The following is a 17,324-nucleotide window of genomic DNA, read 5'->3' as shown; positions in this document are numbered from 1 at the left end:
TAAGAACTAAAGGATCATTATGGATACAGAGAATTTTAAAATCACTCCTTCGATGGAAGCTTATATCCTCCATTGGGGTGAAATGGGCCCTCAATGGGGCGTCAATCGTACCGTTGCACAAATTCACGCACTCTTGTATTTGGCTGACGAAGCCCTCGATGCCGACTCAATTACTAAGCTATTGGGCATTGCGCGCTCAAATGTTTCAAATTCCCTTAAAGAACTTAAAGATTGGAGGCTGATTAAAAGCGCCCCCATTTTAGGTAGACGCAAAGAACATTTCACCACGGATAAAGATCCCTGGAAAGTTTTTCAGATCGTTTTAGAAGAACGTCGCAAGCGAGAGCTCGACCCCACCATTTCAGCGGTGAAAGATTTTATTGAAATGGCTGATGAGGAAGAACTCCCCGAAAATACGCGCAAGGCCATGAAAGAGCTGAGTCAGCTCATGGAAGATTTAGCCATCCTCCACGACTCTTTTTCCAAACTGCCCCTACCCATTTTGAAAAAATTAGTGAAAGGCGGCTCCCTGCTTAAGTTGTTTACTAAATCTTAATCCAGTAGTTTTTTTGCATTTCTCTCATCGCCTACGTCCATGTAGGCTTTGTAGAGATAATCCTGAACAACTGCTTGGCGATCACGACTGCCTTTCATCATATCTTTGAGGAATCTCACCGTATATTTGAGCTGATCATGTTCTTTAGTTAAATCATAATACAGCTTTAAATCTGAGTTCAGGGTATTATAAAAATCAGGTTGATCATCGATGTAACGTTCAAAGGCTCGACGGCCTTCTTTTGCTTTGCCATTTTCATATAGGCTTTTGACCATATTCTGGGTGGCACTTTCGGCCAAATCATAACGATCTTCCACTTTGCGCACTAGAGATTTTTGGAGACTTTTAGCTTCGCTAGCTTTTCCTGCTTTATTCAAAGTATCGACTAATGCAGTTCCTAATTCATAGACAAAGTCATCATATTTTTTAAAGGCCGTCATCTCCAGTTTCATGACTTGGATCAGTTGAGATGGACTTTCTTTTTTGCTATAAATCGTCTTCAGTCCGGCATAGGTTTTTAAATTCATTTTTGAATAACTTAGCGATTTCTTATAGAGATATTCAGCGCAATCTTCTTTGCCCATCTTTAAAAAGTATTTCGCTAAACTCGTTATTTTCAGAGACTGCTTATATTTATCTGATGTAAATAAAGGGTTGCTCTTAAAATCTAATTGATGATCCGTGAGGCGTTGATTCGTCTGCGGGTCACGAGCTTTTCCCACACCATAGTTTCCTTGTGAATAACGACCTATTTCTAAATCCCAAGCTTTACCATCTTTCATGACTCCCGCCCACGCATGCCCCGTGGTCGTACTACCTCGCCCCATGCCACTAAAGTACATAGCAGGTATACCGTTGGCTCTCGCGGAAATAACCGTATAATAGGCCTGGTCAACACAAATCCCCCCTAGCTCTTTAATATTAGCTAGACTATAGATTCCTTGGTCCCAACGATAGCGACTGGCATTCAAGCGAACGTGATTGTATTTAATTTCAAAGTATCGTTTCGCCCAAGATTTTGCCGAGCCGGAGCAATTTTTTCTCGCCCAATGAAGTTCTTCTAAGGGCACATTAACACCAACGACGAAGACCAAGTCTTGAATTGACAGTTTTGAATAGGAAACTTTTGCTCCACGAGTGTACAGTTCTTTAAAATAATCATACAATTCTACAATCTGCCAAGAATAGGGTAGCAAATCTTTGCCCATTTGATGATGCATTAATTTCTTCTCATCATCCCAAACTAAACTCATGGCTAAAGCTAATTTCCAAAATTTTGTAATTTCTTTGGGATCATGTTTATGGAGCTTTGTTAAAATAGCTAACACTTCTCCTAGATTATCATTAGGCGTAATTGAGTAAATTAAATCTGTTCGACGAGTGCTCTCAGAAAGCCATAAAATAAATTCTGGTGATACTTCATCTGATAGAGACATTACTTTTAAAAATTTTGCTAGGTCCGCAAATATTAACATCTTTGGCATGGCACGCATCGTTGATAAATTTTGTGCCTGAAGATATTTCTCTATACTCCGAATAGATGATTTATGATCGTCATTAACAATAATCTCCTTAACAATCTTATTGACATCCGTCATATTTTTTGACTTTTGTATTTGTGTCAACACGAGGTCTTCATCTGCACCCCAAGCACAAAAACTCAGTGCTAAAAATAAATACTTAATCATGATTAAATCTCCCCAAATTATTTTGCTGTTTCATTTTTCCTCCAAGATACCAAAAGCTTCTAAAATAAAATTCATTTTTTATATAAATCGTAGGATTATACACTAAACTAAGAATTCGCGAAAGGGCGCGGAGCCCGACTTAACTTTAGTTTATAGGATAATATTTATGAAAAAAGTACTTTTCACACTCTGCCTTGCTGTATTTTTATTCACGACTTCTTGCGCAAGTAATAATCTCGGTGAATCCGTTAAAAATACGGGTCGCTCAACGACTCCTGTTCAACAAGATGCCAAATGGGCGGTAAAATGGTGGATGCCACGACACAAAGAAAAGTTGGCTCAAAAAGAAAAGTTAGGTGATGTCCAAGTCGTTTTTCTCGGTGACTCGATTACGCACGCTTGGGATAGACAGAAAAAAACTTGGGAGAAGTACTACGCTAAACGCAAGGCTCTCAACATTGGTTTTAGCGGAGACCGCACAGAGCATGTGCTTTGGCGCTTAGATAATGGGGCTGTTGATGGCATCAATCCAAAAGCTCTCGTTTTAATGATTGGTACCAATAATGCTGGCCACCATCAGGAAGCTTCTGCGGAAACCGCAAAAGGCATCAAAGCTATTCTCCAAGAACTTAGAGTGAAGCTACCCGAAACAAAAATTCTCATGCTGGCTATTTTCCCCAGAGGAAAGGATGACAACGATAAATTGCGCAAGCTCACCATGGGCACTAATGAGATTATAAAAACCTACGCCGATAACAAAGATATTTTCTATATGAATATCAACGATATCTTCCTGGATGATAAAAGAGTCCTCCACAAAAACGTTATGCGTGACCTGCTTCACCCCAATAATGAGATGTACCCAAAATGGGCCGAGGCGATTGAACCCAAGCTCGCAGAGCTCATGGAAGAGTAAAAACTCCCATTCCTAGGCATCATTGATTCCTGTCATAGAGGGCTGAAACTTTCACAAAATAAAGTTTTAGCCCTTTACATTTTTATTCGAGACTTCATTGTCTGAGCTTTTTAGCGAAGTATACAGAGCAATAAGGGCTTATAACTCCACTCACCCCCGCTCTCATTAGAATTTTATTAGGAATTAACATGTTTGATATTTTATTAAAGCATTCAGGAAACCTGAAAAATGACGTCCTAGCTGGCCTAACTGCCGTGCTGACACTCATTCCTGAAGCTGTAGCTTTTACTTTTGTCGCGGGTATTGACCCGATGATGGGCCTCTATGGTTCTTTCTTTATTGGTTTTATTACTGCTGTTTTTGGTGGTCGCCCAGCCATGATTTCTGGTGCCGCAGGTTCAATGGCGGTTGTGACTACTGCTTTTATCATCATGTTCGGTATCGAATACTTATTAGCTGCCGTGGTTCTTACAGGTATTTTACAGGTGCTATTTGGTGCCTTTAAAATGGGCAAATTCATACGCCTGCTACCTCATCCAGTTATGCTCGGTTTCGTCAATGGTCTTGCCATTGTCATTGGTATGGCGCAATTTGGTCAGTTCAAAGAAAACACTCGCGTCGTTTACGATAAGCAAAACGATATGTTCACTTATGCGGGTGACTGGATGGCTCTCACGAGTCCTGCGATGCTCACTATGATGGGCATGATTGTGCTCACTATGTTAATCGTTCACTTCCTCCCCAAATTCACAAAAGCTATTCCAGCCCCCCTCGCTGCTATTGTTGTGTGCACGCTCTTAGCAACTTTTACACCTTTAAAAGATCACTCCAAGCGCGTTTCTGACGTGGTTTTTGGTCAGCGTACTTCGATGACTGAAAAAGAAATCATCACCGATAATTTTGATGCGAAAAAAGAAACGGTACTGCACCGCGAATATGTTAATGCCGCCGAAGCTACTGTTGTTACAGGTACGACACCTGAACAAGTTCAACAACGCTGGGAACAAAATCAAACTAAGCTTATTGCCGAAGGTAAAAAAGTTGAAGCCGATGCCCTCGACGGTAGCCTGAAGGGACGCCTTCCAAGTTTCCATCTCCCAAATATCGGCTGGGATATGAGCAATCCTGAGAACCGTGATAAAGCAGTCAAAGTTTTTATCCTCGCACTCATCCTCGCTTCTGTTGGTCTCATCGAAACACTTATGACCATGTCTTTGATTGACGAAATTACTGAGACTCGCGGCCAGGGTAATAGAGAATCCGTGGCTCAGGGTTCGGGTAATATCGTCAGTGGCCTCTTTGGCGGCATGTGTGGTTGCGCAATGATTGGACAGAGTGTGATTTGCTTAAACTCTGGTGGTCGCGGTCGTGCTTCTGGTATTGCTACAGCGATCTTTATGCTCATCTTCATTTTATTTGCCCCACAACTCATCGAAATGATCCCCGTTGCTTCATTGATTGGCGTGATGTTCATGGTTGTGATTGCGACTTTCGAATGGTCTTCACTGCGTCTCTTCGGTAAGATCCCAAAATCAGAAATCCTCATTATCATCATTGTTTCGGCCGTCACGGTTTTCTTGGACCTCGCTGTTGCCGTTGGTATTGGTATCATTATCTCTGCGCTTATTTACGCTTGGAACTCTGCAAAAGAAATTAAGATCAAAGTTGCAGCACAAAGCGATGATGAAAAAACTTATTCGGTAAGTGGCAACATCTTCTTCGGCTCAATTACTTCTTTCAAAGAACTCTTCGATCCAAGTAATGATCCTAAAGATGTCTACATCGATTTTGCTGATTCAAAAGTTTGTGACCACTCGGGCATCGAAGCCGTTCACGGTCTCAGTGAGCGTTACAAAGCTGCAGGCAAAGTTCTTCACTTGCGTCACTTGAGTCCTGAATGTGCCAAATTGCTTAAGAAAGCTGGTGACATCGTAGAAGTCAATATTCTCGAAGACCCCAAGTACCACGTTGCGGATGACGCACTTGCATAGGACCTAAAAGGGCTTATCGACATAAAAAAAGGGATGCCATTTCAGCATCCCTTTTTTATTGTGCTAAATTAAACAGACTTTAACGATGGGCACCTACCATTGTAATAGCGAGCGCAATACCACCAATCATTAAAACCATTAATGTGATCAAAACTGCTAATAAAATCTTACCTGTTTTATCCAAAGTTTTGTGATCTGCATAGCCCTCAGGGCAACAAGCAAAGCGGAAACTTACGAGAATATTATAAAAAGGTATAAATAATGCCCAGCCATACCAAAGGCTATATCCTAGATTACGACAACGCTCACGAACGATGTAAACTGAGCCTGCGATCAAGGCAATAAAACCAAGAATTGGAATGAGGCTGACAAAATTCAAGCCAAAGTTCCACCCCCAATAAGGGCCACGACTCATGCCACCATAGCCATAAAATTCTTCGTCTGGGTTTTCAGAGAGTGTTTCACTCGTACTTGGTACGGCATAGGGATTAACGGATACTTGAGCATCGTCGCTCGCGGCAACTTCCTGAGGAGCTTGAAGAGGTTCAGGCGCTTGAAGTGGCTCAGGGGCTTGAGTTTGATCCAAAATTACGAAATCATTTTCACAAGAAGGACATTCCGCCGCTTGGTTGGCAAAAGAATCCTCTACTTCATCACTCCATGCACAATGGGGGCATGCTGCTATCATATATTCTCCATATCTTTTTTTGTTGAAGATAAAATACTAATAAAAGATAGTTTTGAACACAAGATCTTGATTTTTAAATTTTCATTAAGGCATATTTATCAATTCGTAACCCATATGAATTAAAAAATATCAATTTTAATGCGGTCGGCATGATATAAAATAGCCTAAGAGTGTAAGCCTTGGGAGGAATGACAAAAGTCCATTATGCGAATGCTGTAAGCATGACATAGAGCTCTATACCATTCCTTCAGAATTCTAAGTTCATTTAATTACTTACTGGATTAATAGATAAAGACTTACTCAATTAATCAGAACTAATCAAATAGCTGTGATGCCAAATAAAATGTTTGACTATGAGCATCAATAATTCGAGCTAAGGATTTACTGTAACCACCTCCCATGGTCACCACCACAGGTATATTCAACTTTTGACATATGGACAAGACATACTCATCGCGTTGATAAGCTCCTTGCATGGACAAGGCTAAGCGACCAAAACGATCCCCTGCAAGGACGTCGGCTCCTGCTAAATAAAAGATAATGTCAGGCTTTTCAGTTTCGATCAATTTCGGTAAAGTATTGTGCAAGACATCCATGTACTCAGCATCTTCAATGCCGTCAGCTAAGGCTATATCCAAATCGGATTTTTCTTTCTTTGTGGGGTAGTTGCGTTCACCGTGAATAGATAGTGTAAACACACTTGCGTCATTGGCAAATATTTCTGCACTACCATTACCTTGGTGAACGTCGAGGTCAACAATGAGAGCACGCTTGATTAGTCGACGATTTTGCAAAGCTCGAATAGCGATGGCATGGTCATTTAGTAGGCAATAACCCTCTCCATGATCGCTAAAGGCGTGATGAGTTCCACCCGCGATATTTAATCCACAAGCGTTCTCCAAGGCCCATAAACTCAACTCCAGGGTTCCACCTGTAATATCTAATTCACGATTGACTAAATCACGACTGAGGGGAAAACCAATTTTCTTAACTTCTTTGTCGCTAAGTTGAAGTTGATTGAGTTTATTCCAATACTCACTGGAATGACAGAGTAAAATATCTTCCTCGGAAATGGCCTTAGGCTCAAAGTACTGATCTTTCTCAATGATTCCTTGGTAGAGGATTTGCCTCCACAGAAGCTCATACTTCTCCATGGGGAAAGGGTGGTTTTCCCAGAGACTATGAGAATAATTTTCTTTGTAGGCAACTTTAATCATCTCAAAATAAATGCGCTATGCTCTTTAAAAAAAGTTTATTTTGTAAAGACTACATGCAAAATTTGACGGGCACGGCTCGCGCCTATGAAGAGACTCTGACATTGCTGTTCATCATTAACATAATCCGCATCATATCCCACCAAAAAGGCGACTTTTGTTTCGAGACCTTTGACTTTGTTGGCAGAGATATAGAGAATTTTGTTGCGTTCGGGAAACAGACCATTATTGATTTTTGCTCCCCCCATTGTTCCGCTGGGAAGTAGACGACGATTCTTACTAAATGAATTGGCAATAATCATGATTTCCTCTGGGTAACAAACTTTGCGTTTGAGTAAATCAGCAATGGTGTCGTCGAGGTATTTTGGAATCAGATGATGTTTAAGGACTTTTTCTACCACTGGTTCACCTGCAGGCAAGTCGGATGCCGGCGTTAAGTTCATGGTTCTGATTTTTGAGGAAGTCGCTTTTATTTTTATGAGGTAGTTAAAAATATTCATCGTGTAACGATAGCTCTCGTATAGGTTCAAACGCACCGGATTCGCCTGCAAGGTCGAATAGAGCTTTTCCACATCAAAGCCATTCATACCACCACGTCGAAAACTGGGACGTTGATCCGAATCATAAAGAATCGCAATTCGTGATGAGGCGCCTTCTTTAAGCATGGAGAAATAGATCGACCACCAACCGGGACCATTAGTTCCGTGAATAGGGAATTCTGTATCGTGGTCTTGAGCTTCATCCACAATCAGGCAATCATACTCTGGAAGAATTTTGCCTTGGGCAACCATGCCCTCGAGCGTCAGAGGTAATTGTGACTCATAAAACTGGTTGCGCGCTTCTTGCTCATCGGGCACTACATAGTCAAGACCATTTTTATTGTAGAGGTCACGTGCAATATCTTCCCACAGTTTTACCGTGATCTTCCCCTTGCGCGCTTGTCCACCCTGCTCCATTTTCTCGGCAATCACTTTTAGCTTATTGCGTAGAGCGCGATTGTAACAAATCACTAAAACGGAACCACCACGTTCGCGACGGCGTCCAGCCCAAATACGAGCCAAACCGAGTGCCATCCACGACTTACCACTACCAGGTGCTCCTTTGACCACAAATTGTCGATTGTGAATTAAGTGATTGAGCACACGAGTGACTTTAGAGTTAATCAGCTTTGTGAGGTACTTATCCGTTTCCTTAACAGATTTAGGATCCACAGATATTTCCTCATCACTCACAAAAGCTTTGCGAAAGAGCTTTTCTGCTTCTGCTGCGCCCAACTTCATGATGTGACCTAAGTTCTTTTCCATCTTAGGTTCGAAGTTTTCCAAATCCTTACGATCCATAATGAGTTCGCGCGGAAGTCCTTGATACTCGTTATAATCGCCGCGAATAAATAAATCGGGACAAGCTAAAACTCCCTTAACCACCATTTTGTAGGCTCCGCCAGCACGGGCAAAAATGTCTCTTACGCCCTGAATTTCACGAAAAAGTTGCGCATCAGGAGCGGTGCGATTATAGGTATTCCATTCCCCAGTCTTTTTATTCCGACGTAGCACTCCACCTTTGGCTTCGAGCACCAAAACTCCCGCATCGGGATTAAAAACTAAAAAATCACCCTCACGAGCTACCCCACGTGGGCCTTTGTAGTAATAACCCCAAACCACTATCCAGTGATCGGGCAAGCGCTCGAGTAGTGTCGCTACTTTCTGTTCTGATTCATGACATTTGTACTCGGGGCGCAATCTAATGAACTGGGGCATTTTCCTTCCTAATCTAAGTCTATCAACACATCACCAATGTATGCTTGAGCCCCGTGAATAAAAAGCTTCCCTAGGGAGAAAAAGCTTTTTTCGAAGCATAAATGACACAAAAGATCAACTCAGCTTGCCAGTATCACGCCTTCGTGTAATTTAAGCAAATTTTTTAGGAAACTCATATATGAATAAAGTCGAGCACGATTTCTTGATCATCGGCAGTGGTTTAGCGGGCATGTATTGCGCCTTGCAAGCTGCTGAGCATGGCTCTGTAGCCTTGATCTCCAAGCGAGAACTCAGCGAATGTAACAGTAAATACGCTCAGGGGGGCATCTCCTGTGTGATGACTGACATCAATGATCAAGATAGCTTCGAGCTCCACGTCTCAGACACTTTAAAAGCAGGCGCAGGCCTCTGCAATGAAGAAGTGGTTTCCGATATTGTCTCCGCAGGTCCAAAGGCGATCAAAAAACTGATTGACCTCGGGGTGAAATTTACCCGTCGTTCAGAAGTCGATGAAAGCGATGATGATGAAGCGGGCCAGTACAACTTGGGCCGTGAAGGTGGACATAGTCAACGACGTGTTCTGCACGCAGGAGATATCACCGGCACCGAAGTGATTCGAGCCCTAGAGAAAGCTTGTCGCTTAGAGAGTCGTATCGAAATTTTTGAGAATTATCACTCTATTGACCTCATCACCACAGGTAAACTCGGCTGGGGACTCGACAAAAATAATTGCCTCGGCGCCTATATCCTCGATAAAGATAATGATCGCGTCACTACCTTTTTAGCTAAGTCAACCATTCTCGCCACAGGCGGTGCCGGCAAAGTTTATACTTACACAACCAATCCAGATATTGCCACTGGCGATGGTATTGCCATGGCTTACCGAGCAAATGCGGATATCGCAAATATGGAATTTTTTCAATTCCATCCCACTTGCCTCTACGATCACCGCATCAATAGCTTCCTGATTTCTGAAGCCGTTCGTGGCGAAGGTGCCATCCTAAAAGTTCGCCGCAAAAAGCAACTTGTGGACTTCATGGAAAAGTATCACCCCCTCAAAAGCTTGGCACCACGTGACGTTGTGGCGCGCGCTATTGACCGCGAGCTCAAGGAAACCGGTGAAAAATGTGTCTACCTCGATATCACTCACCACGACGAAGAATTCCTTCGCAAACGCTTCCCAAAAATCTTTAAAACTTGTGAATCTATTGGCCTCAACATGGCTGAAGATCCCATCCCAGTAGTTCCGGCTGCACATTATTGCTGTGGCGGAGTAAAAACCGATATCTGTGGCACCACAAATATCACCCGCCTCTATGCGATCGGTGAGACTGCCTGTACGGGACTCCACGGCGCCAACCGCCTCGCCAGTAATAGCTTGCTCGAAGCAGTTGTTATGGGTGGTAAATCAGCGAAATGCGCTGCCGAGATGAATGCGAGCCTCTCCAATTCCATTTTAGAAACACAAATGAATGCCGTCCCCAGTTGGTCCAGTGGCAATGCAACTGACTCCGATGAACAAGTGGTGATCACTCACAACTGGCAAGAAATCCGTTCCTTCATGTGGGACTTCGTCGGCATTTTTAGAACCAACAAGCGTCTGCAACGCGCCAAACGACGCATTCGCAATATTCAGCACGAGATCACTCACTATTACTGGGACTTTAATATCACTCCCGACTTAATTGAGTTGCGTAACCTCGCCTGTTTAGCTGAACTCATTATTGATTGTGCTCTTTCGCGCCAAGAAAGCCGCGGTTTGCACTTTAACCTCGACTACCCCGAAAAATTAGATCAGGCCATTGAGAGCCACCTTAGGAAATTTTAATATGTTAGAAGTAAAAAAGCCCCTTGAACTCATTGGTGAATTCAAGACTTTAGACACCATCATTGACTTTAATCACCCGCGTATCGAATTGGATATGGGCTGTGGAAAAGGTCGCTTTACAACTGAGTTGGCCAAGCGCCACCCCGATGCCCTAGTTATGGGCGCCGACATCAAACTCGACCGTTTGCGCAAACTCAATGGTAAAGCCGCGCGTGCTGGTTGTGAAAAAGTGGAAGCACTTCATTGCCTCGGCTGGGAACTCTTTGGCTTTCAACTTCCCGATCATTCGATTGATCGCGTCCATATTCTCTGCCCTGACCCCTGGCCAAAAAAAGCACACCGTCGCAATCGCATGCTCTCGAGTGAATTCATGTATCGCGTCACTCGCAAAATCAAAAAGGGTGGAAGTCTGCACTTATCGACTGATGACCTCCCCTACCTCGAATGGATGAAGACCGTGACTTCTCAACTTCCCTGTCTCGAACCCGATCAAGAGGTTCTTGCCGATATCGCAGATGTCCAAACTGAATTTGAAATGAACTTCGCTTCACAAGATAAACCCGTGACTCATTTGGGTTTCCGCGTCCTCGCCTAATGTCGAATTTACTGGAAGAAGTCAACAAGCAATTTGCCCTTTGGGTGACTGAAGAAGCCAAACAATTGCGCACAATTGAAGAATCTGCGGCTAACTTAGTCGCAGCTGCCAAGACGCACCCAGCACGAAAACCCCACCTCAAACGTTTGCGAACAGCGCAAAAAGCCCTCGAGATCGCTAGCGAACAATGCGTTCACTTCACTGACTTAGCTGACTTGATCAACTCGGATGAACAATACAAAAACTTGGATTACTCAAGCGATATTCGTACAAGTTTCGCGAGTGTTGAGGAGAACTCTGAGCTAAAAGAACTTGTTGATTCCCTACAATACCTCGAAAAATAAGCTTCCGATTTTTTCTTCGTAAAGTTAAGTATCTCACAATTTAAGACATGCTTTATAAAGCCCTTCACTTGATGGGTTTTGGAGCTGTGGTATTTTCGCTGAGATAAAAAACAAGGAAAAACACCATGATCTTAGATAAACACCCCTTCATAACTCAGCGCCCTGGACCGGTTGTCCTCTGTATTCTCGATGGCGTGGGTTATTCCGACCACACGGAAGGCGATGCTTATAAAGCCGCTCACACACCCAATTTAGATTGGCTCCACACAAACTGCCAAAATCGTCCTCTCAATGCTCACGGAACTCACGTGGGTCTTCCTTCTGATGCCGATATGGGTAATTCTGAAGTGGGTCACAACGCCATTGGTGGCGGACGTATTGTTGCGCAAGGCGCAAAACTCGTTAATACCGCACTCTCAACTGGAGCACTCTTTGAAGGCGAGATCTGGCGTAAACTCTCTGGCAATGTTCGCGAAAAGAGTTCAACTCTTCACTTCATCGGACTTTTCTCTGATGGCGGTGTTCACTCTCACCTCGACCACCTCAAAGCAATGGTTGAGCAAGCTCGCAAAGAGGGCATCAAAAGCATTCGTTTCCACATCCTTCTCGATGGTCGTGACGTAAGCGAAACTTCTGCTCTCGACTACGTACTTCCTTTCGAAGATTATCTCACGAGCCTCAATGCCGAAGGCGTGTCCGCTAAAATTGCTTCTGGTGGCGGACGCATGACAATCACTATGGACCGTTACGGTGCTGAGTGGGACATGGTTGAACGCGGCTGGAATACACACGTACACGGCGAAGGTCGTCAGTTTGCTTCCGCTGAAGAGGCAATCAAAACTTTCCGTGAAGAAGATGGTTTTATTGACCAATACCTCCCGGCATTTGTCGTGGCTGAAAATGGTCAACCTGTAGGTCGTATTTGCAGTGGTGACTCGGTAATTTTCTATAACTTCCGAGGTGACCGTTCCATCGAAATTTCTCAAGCCTTCGAAGATGATGAGTTCCCCAACTTTGACCGTGGCGATCGCCCCGACGTTGAGTACTCAGGTATGATGGAATACGATGGTGATGATCACATTCCTAAACAATACCTCGTTGCGCCTCCCGCAATCGACCAACCCATGTGTGAGTTCCTTTCCGCTAATGGCGTCGGTCAACTTGCGATCTCTGAAACTCAAAAATACGGTCACGTCACTTTCTTCTTCAATGGTAACCGCAGTGGTAAATTCGACGACAAAGTCGAAGACTTCATTGAAATCCCTTCAGATGTCGGCGGATATGACTTACGTCCTTGGATGAAAGCCGTAGAAATCACTGACTACCTCGTTCCTGCCATTTGCGAAAACCGCCAACCTTTCGTTCGCGTCAACTATGCGAATGGTGACATGGTTGGCCACACAGGTAACTTTAACGCAGCTCGTATGGCTGTTGAAGTTGTGGACGTACAAGTTGGCCGCCTCATGGCTGCCGTCAAAAAAGCGAATGGCGTTTTACTCGTGACTTCTGACCACGGTAACTGTGATGAAATGTTTGAGTTCGACAAAAAAGGCGAAGTTAAACGCGGTGAGAATGGCAAAGCTAAAGCTAAGACAAGTCACACGCTCAATAAAGTACCCTTTATAGTTTACGATCCCGCAAGTCGCAATGAATTCTCTTTGAGCGAAGTACAAGACGCTGGCCTCAGCCACATTGCTGGCACCGTGTTTAACTTACTCGGTTTCCAAGCACCAGATGTATTTAACCGTACCTTGCTTGAGAAAAAATAAGCACTCATAAAGTTCAATAAAAAAGCCTCGCAAACGCGGGGCTTTTTTTATTTTTTGAAACTTACTTAAAGACTTTTTGTGCCAAAGATTTTACCAATTTATGTTCACTAGAACTCAAGTCACCTGAGAAGCTGACTTTATCTGGGGAAAGGTTTTCCAAAGTGCAATAAAGACTTAGTGCAACAAGATACGCACCTTTTGAACTGGGGTGACTCCCATCATTTTTGTACAGAGCTTTACCTAAATCTTGGTCTTTCTCCATGATAGCGCGCCAAAGTTTATTTGTTGGTAAAGGAGTCATTTTATATTTTTTTGCGCCCTCCGCAAAAGCTTCGTCTAACATGCTCTGCATTTTCTCGTAAGTGGGAGCGACTTTGATATTCTTCTTGTCACCATCTCGGCGTCCCCATGAAGTAAATAGGTAAAGCGGTATTTTATCTTTTTTGCAGAGTTCTTGAATTTGCTTTAAGCTCGCATAATAAGCCTTTCTCAAAGTGCCATAGGCCGGTGTTTGACTCTGATCTTGTAAGATGATCGCGTCCCATTTCTTCGATTTGATCAGCTCAATATTTTTGCTATCCTGCAAATGCTTTGCTAGAGTGAAGCCACCCTTGGTCACAAACGTCATTTTCCATTCACATTTCTCTGCTTTCAATAATTGCTGAAGTGTTTGACGACTTTGAGCCGTGTAAGAATTTCCAATAAATAAGATCTCTTTTGCTGATAGGCTGATGCTGAGACAGAAAAATAAAACAATAAATAAACGCATATAAACTCCTTGTGTGTTCCATTACACTACAAGAAGTCAAAAAAAAAATAAGGTGAAAATTTAAAAAAGAGGTTCTTCTAATTAAAAGAAAAGCAAAGCTGAAATCAACGTTCCCAGCCAAAAGAAAAGTGTGATTTTACCCATTTTCCTGTGTAAACCGTACTTTTTAACCGCCCCACTAAAAGTAGTAATAAGTAAGGAAACAAAAAGTAAATTAGAAAAGCTTCTATGGATAGTGAGTCGTGTTTTCATCTCAGCTGGACCTATATTAATCAATGCCTCCTCAGTGGAAATACTTGAGTAATCAAATCCAAAGCCAAATGTACTAACAACCAGTCCAACAACGGCAATCATGACAACAACAAAAATGGCGCCATTGATGCGCTTGTGTAATTTCAAATTGCCCTTGGCTGCCTGCATGATACCGTAAATCAAAAGCGGTGTCATTAAGGAAACAGAAATTTGCAGAAAGCGCAAATACATTATTTCTTTACTCATTTTTAAGTCCTTCTTAATTCGCCGCTACACTTCCACCATGTCATTAAAAGTCAAGAGGTGAAACGCAGCTAAATGACAAGTGCTTTTTCAAGTAACAATCCACTAATTATACAAAGCTAAAGATTTGTATTAATTCCTTCGTATGGGCATATTTATACTAAATCAATTGGAGTACCACATGAAAACTTTGAGCCAACGACTCATTCTTTGCTTTTGCCTAAGATATTTTTTATATATTCCGCTTTTAGCTGAAGTCAAAGAGTCGCCACCGATTGAATGGCCAAGAACTTACGAAAAAGGTGGCCATGAACTCATCGTCTACCAACCGCAAGTGGAAGCTTGGGAAAATCATAAGATCCTCAAATTTAAAGCCGCCATAAGCCTCACACCTAAAAATGAAAAAGCTCCCATGTTTGGCGCGCTTTATTTTCAGACGCGAACACTCACGCACAAAACTAAGCGATTGATCTTGCTGAAAGATCTGCAGATCTTAGAAACTCACTTCCCACAAGTGGATGAAAAACTCGCCCCCAAACTCACTTCCTTAATTAATGCAATTTTGCCCAAAGGTAAAAAAATGATCATGTCCTTGGATCGCGTTAATGCAATGGTAGACGAAGAACAAAAGATTGAAAAAGAAATAAAAGTTAACCTCGAGCCACCACCCATTTATTATAGCAATGGTGATGCCACATTAGTTATTTTCCTAGGAGAAGAAAAATTTGAAGAAATCAAAGGGACCAACCTGCTCTTTGCGGTGAATACCAACTGGGATATTTTCCTCGATAAAACGAGCTCGGAATACTTTATGCTTCACGGCGATTCTTGGCTCAAAACAAAAGACTTAAAAAAGGGGCCTTGGTCTGTCGCCAGCCAACTGCCTGCCGACCTTAATAAACTCCCCGACGATGCCAACTGGAGCGAAGTTAAAAAACGTCTCCAACCCAAGCCTCTCAATAAAGTCCCCACCATCTTTGTCAGTAATAAACCTTCCGAGTTGCTCGTTACAGATGGGGAAGCCTCATTCACTCCTATTGCTGGAACTCGCTTACTCTATGTGAATAATAGCGACGCCGACCTTTTCCTTCACTCAGCTGAAAACCTTTACTACTATTTAGTGGCGGGACGTTGGTTTAAAGCACAAAGTCTTAAGGGTCCCTGGCAAGTCGCCTCAGGAAAACTTCCTGTGGACTTCGCAAAAATCCCCGAAGATCACGAAAAATCATTTGTTCTCGCTTCCGTTCCTGGTACAGAAGATGCCAAGGCTGCAGTACTCCTAGCCAATGTACCTCAAAAAGCCACCGTCAAAAAAAGTGATGTGAATTTTGAGGCTATTTATGATGGTGAACCCATTTTCGAAGAAATAAAAGGAACTGACTCACCCTTGTATTACGCCGTTAATACCGAAAAGGCAGTCTTGCGCGTCGAAAATACCTATTATGCTTGCGATCGGGCCATTTGGTTTGTGGCTCCAAGCCCCAAAGGTGATTGGGCCGTAGCTACTCAAATCCCCGACGTCATTTATTCCATCCCCTATGATCACCCCCTACACTATGTCACCTATGTTGAAATCTATGAAGATAATGACAAGGAAGTTGTGGTTGGTTACACATCTGGTTATAACGGTAACTATGTCTACAATGACGTTGTTTATTTTGGCGTCGGCTATTGGTGGGGCCATTGTCACCACCATCATCACTGCCACTGCTATCGCCATGTCCATCATTACTCCTATGGCTGCGGTGCTCGCTACGATTATTACAAAGGTGTTTATTACCGCGGAGCCAAATATTACGGACCCTATGGTGGTGCAGGTCGACTTGCTGTCTATAATCCGTCAACAGGTACTTACGCACGTGGAGCCTATCGCTATGGCCCCTATGGCAGTTCTTACGCTATGGCCGCCTACAATCCTTACACGGATCGCTATGTCGCCCGTGCAGGAGGAAACACTCCTTATGGTTCTTGGGGGAAAGGCGTCGCCGTGGATGGCAACGATTGGGTCAAAGGCGGCTACAAATCTAATTATCAAAAATCCACTATCGGCCTCAAAAATTCTGAGGGTGCAGGCATCATTGCTGGAAAAAATAAAATCACTGGAGAAAAAGGTTTCCTTGGCAAAGATAAAAATGGCGATATTTACGTCGGTAAAGACGGCAACATTTACAAACGCGAAGATGGTGTTTGGAAAAAGCGTGAGAATGGTTCTTGGCAGAATTTCAAAAAGCCCACTACTCGACCTTCCAATGCTGTACAACGCCCCGTTACTCGTCCCAGCACGCCCGTTCAAAGACCAACAACGCGTCCCACGACACCAACACAGCGCCCCTCGACTTCTCCTGGTTTAACTCCCGTCGAACAAGACCGCCAAAGTCGAATTCGCCAATATCAATCAAGTCAACGTTCACAAATCTATAATTCTCTACAAAATTCCTCGCGCTCACGATCTATTGGCAATAGTCGAGCTAGAACTTACCAGCGTTCAAGCCGTTCAAGTCGAAGTGTAAGACGAAGATAAAAAAATTGAAGACTAGCCATATTCATGGCTAGTCACTCATGTAGCGGTCCCATAAATGGGAGAGTTCTTCGATCATTTTTTCGCCACTAATGAAGCCCCAAATTGTGAAGCCAAATGTGTGAACTCAGTCACCTTTGATACTGAACTTGAAAGAATATGTGAAAGTCATTTTTTGTGAGTATAAACTCAGCAC

Annotated in this window: 14 protein-coding genes; 8 read left to right on the top strand and 6 right to left on the bottom strand. The window is 43.2% G+C overall.

What is annotated here, in order from left to right; all coding sequences use genetic code 11:
- Window positions 1-19: 19 nt before the first annotated feature.
- Window positions 20-556, top strand: coding sequence for a GbsR/MarR family transcriptional regulator (locus LNTAR_RS16670; protein WP_007279914.1), 537 nt, complete (start codon window positions 20-22; stop codon window positions 554-556).
- Here LNTAR_RS16670 and LNTAR_RS16665 read toward each other — a convergent pair.
- On the bottom strand, window positions 553-2,244 hold the full coding sequence (locus tag LNTAR_RS16665) for a transglutaminase-like domain-containing protein (RefSeq protein WP_007279913.1): 1,692 nt from the start codon (window positions 2,242-2,244) through the stop codon (window positions 553-555). The two genes, LNTAR_RS16670 and LNTAR_RS16665, sit on opposite strands and share 4 nt — an antisense overlap.
- A 166-nt stretch (window positions 2,245-2,410) precedes the next feature.
- Between LNTAR_RS16665 and LNTAR_RS16660 the strand changes: the two genes are divergently transcribed.
- Window positions 2,411-3,160: a GDSL-type esterase/lipase family protein gene (locus LNTAR_RS16660; RefSeq protein ID WP_007279912.1), complete on the top strand. Its 750-nt coding sequence runs from the start codon at window positions 2,411-2,413 to the stop codon at window positions 3,158-3,160.
- A 188-nt stretch (window positions 3,161-3,348) separates the two neighbouring features.
- Window positions 3,349-5,151, top strand: a complete 1,803-nt coding sequence (locus tag LNTAR_RS16655) for a SulP family inorganic anion transporter (protein ID WP_007279911.1) — start codon at window positions 3,349-3,351, stop codon at window positions 5,149-5,151.
- A gap of 79 nt (window positions 5,152-5,230) precedes the next feature.
- Here the strand turns inward: LNTAR_RS16655 and LNTAR_RS25970 are convergent, their stop codons facing one another.
- From LNTAR_RS25970 to LNTAR_RS16640, 3 genes are all read right to left on the bottom strand, one after another.
- Window positions 5,231-5,839, bottom strand: a complete 609-nt coding sequence (locus tag LNTAR_RS25970) for a hypothetical protein (RefSeq protein WP_007279910.1) — start codon at window positions 5,837-5,839, stop codon at window positions 5,231-5,233.
- A gap of 314 nt (window positions 5,840-6,153) precedes the next feature.
- Window positions 6,154-7,056, bottom strand: coding sequence for a histone deacetylase family protein (locus LNTAR_RS16645; protein WP_007279909.1), 903 nt, complete (start codon window positions 7,054-7,056; stop codon window positions 6,154-6,156).
- A gap of 35 nt (window positions 7,057-7,091) precedes the next feature.
- Window positions 7,092-8,810 carry an NERD domain-containing protein gene (locus LNTAR_RS16640; RefSeq protein ID WP_007279908.1) on the bottom strand — a complete coding sequence of 573 codons (1,719 nt, stop codon included), beginning with the start codon at window positions 8,808-8,810 and terminating at the stop codon, window positions 7,092-7,094.
- Window positions 8,811-8,988: 178 nt separating this feature from the next.
- Between LNTAR_RS16640 and nadB the strand changes: the two genes are divergently transcribed.
- From nadB to gpmI, 4 genes are all read left to right on the top strand, one after another.
- Complete coding sequence (gene nadB / locus LNTAR_RS16635) at window positions 8,989-10,638, top strand: L-aspartate oxidase (RefSeq protein ID WP_007279907.1); 1,650 nt, start codon at window positions 8,989-8,991, stop codon at window positions 10,636-10,638.
- A gap of 1 nt (window position 10,639) precedes the next feature.
- Complete coding sequence (gene trmB, locus LNTAR_RS16630) at window positions 10,640-11,233, top strand: tRNA (guanine(46)-N(7))-methyltransferase TrmB (protein WP_007279906.1); 594 nt, start codon at window positions 10,640-10,642, stop codon at window positions 11,231-11,233.
- Window positions 11,233-11,577 (top strand): hypothetical protein, encoded by a 345-nt coding sequence (locus tag LNTAR_RS16625; RefSeq protein WP_007279905.1) that lies wholly within the window; start codon window positions 11,233-11,235, stop codon window positions 11,575-11,577. The genes trmB and LNTAR_RS16625 overlap by 1 nt, the downstream gene beginning before the upstream one ends.
- A gap of 125 nt (window positions 11,578-11,702) precedes the next feature.
- Window positions 11,703-13,346 (top strand): 2,3-bisphosphoglycerate-independent phosphoglycerate mutase, encoded by a 1,644-nt coding sequence (gpmI, locus tag LNTAR_RS16620; protein WP_007279904.1) that lies wholly within the window; start codon window positions 11,703-11,705, stop codon window positions 13,344-13,346.
- A 61-nt stretch (window positions 13,347-13,407) separates the two neighbouring features.
- Here gpmI and LNTAR_RS16615 read toward each other — a convergent pair whose 3' ends face one another.
- Window positions 13,408-14,115 carry an SGNH/GDSL hydrolase family protein gene (locus LNTAR_RS16615; RefSeq protein ID WP_007279903.1) on the bottom strand — a complete coding sequence of 236 codons (708 nt, stop codon included), beginning with the start codon at window positions 14,113-14,115 and terminating at the stop codon, window positions 13,408-13,410.
- An 81-nt stretch (window positions 14,116-14,196) separates the two neighbouring features.
- The gene (locus tag LNTAR_RS16610; protein WP_007279902.1) at window positions 14,197-14,613 is read right to left on the bottom strand and encodes a DUF420 domain-containing protein; all 417 of its coding nucleotides are present in this window, start codon (window positions 14,611-14,613) and stop codon (window positions 14,197-14,199) included.
- 178 nt (window positions 14,614-14,791) lie between these two features.
- Between LNTAR_RS16610 and LNTAR_RS16605 the strand changes: the two genes are divergently transcribed.
- Window positions 14,792-17,131 (top strand): hypothetical protein, encoded by a 2,340-nt coding sequence (locus tag LNTAR_RS16605; protein ID WP_007279901.1) that lies wholly within the window; start codon window positions 14,792-14,794, stop codon window positions 17,129-17,131.
- Window positions 17,132-17,324 lie beyond the last annotated feature (193 nt).

Source organism: Lentisphaera araneosa HTCC2155 (assembly GCF_000170755.1).
GTDB lineage: Bacteria > Verrucomicrobiota > Lentisphaeria > Lentisphaerales > Lentisphaeraceae > Lentisphaera > Lentisphaera araneosa.
Note: the sequence above shows the minus strand (reverse complement) of the source record. Positions and strands in the feature narration are given on the sequence as shown.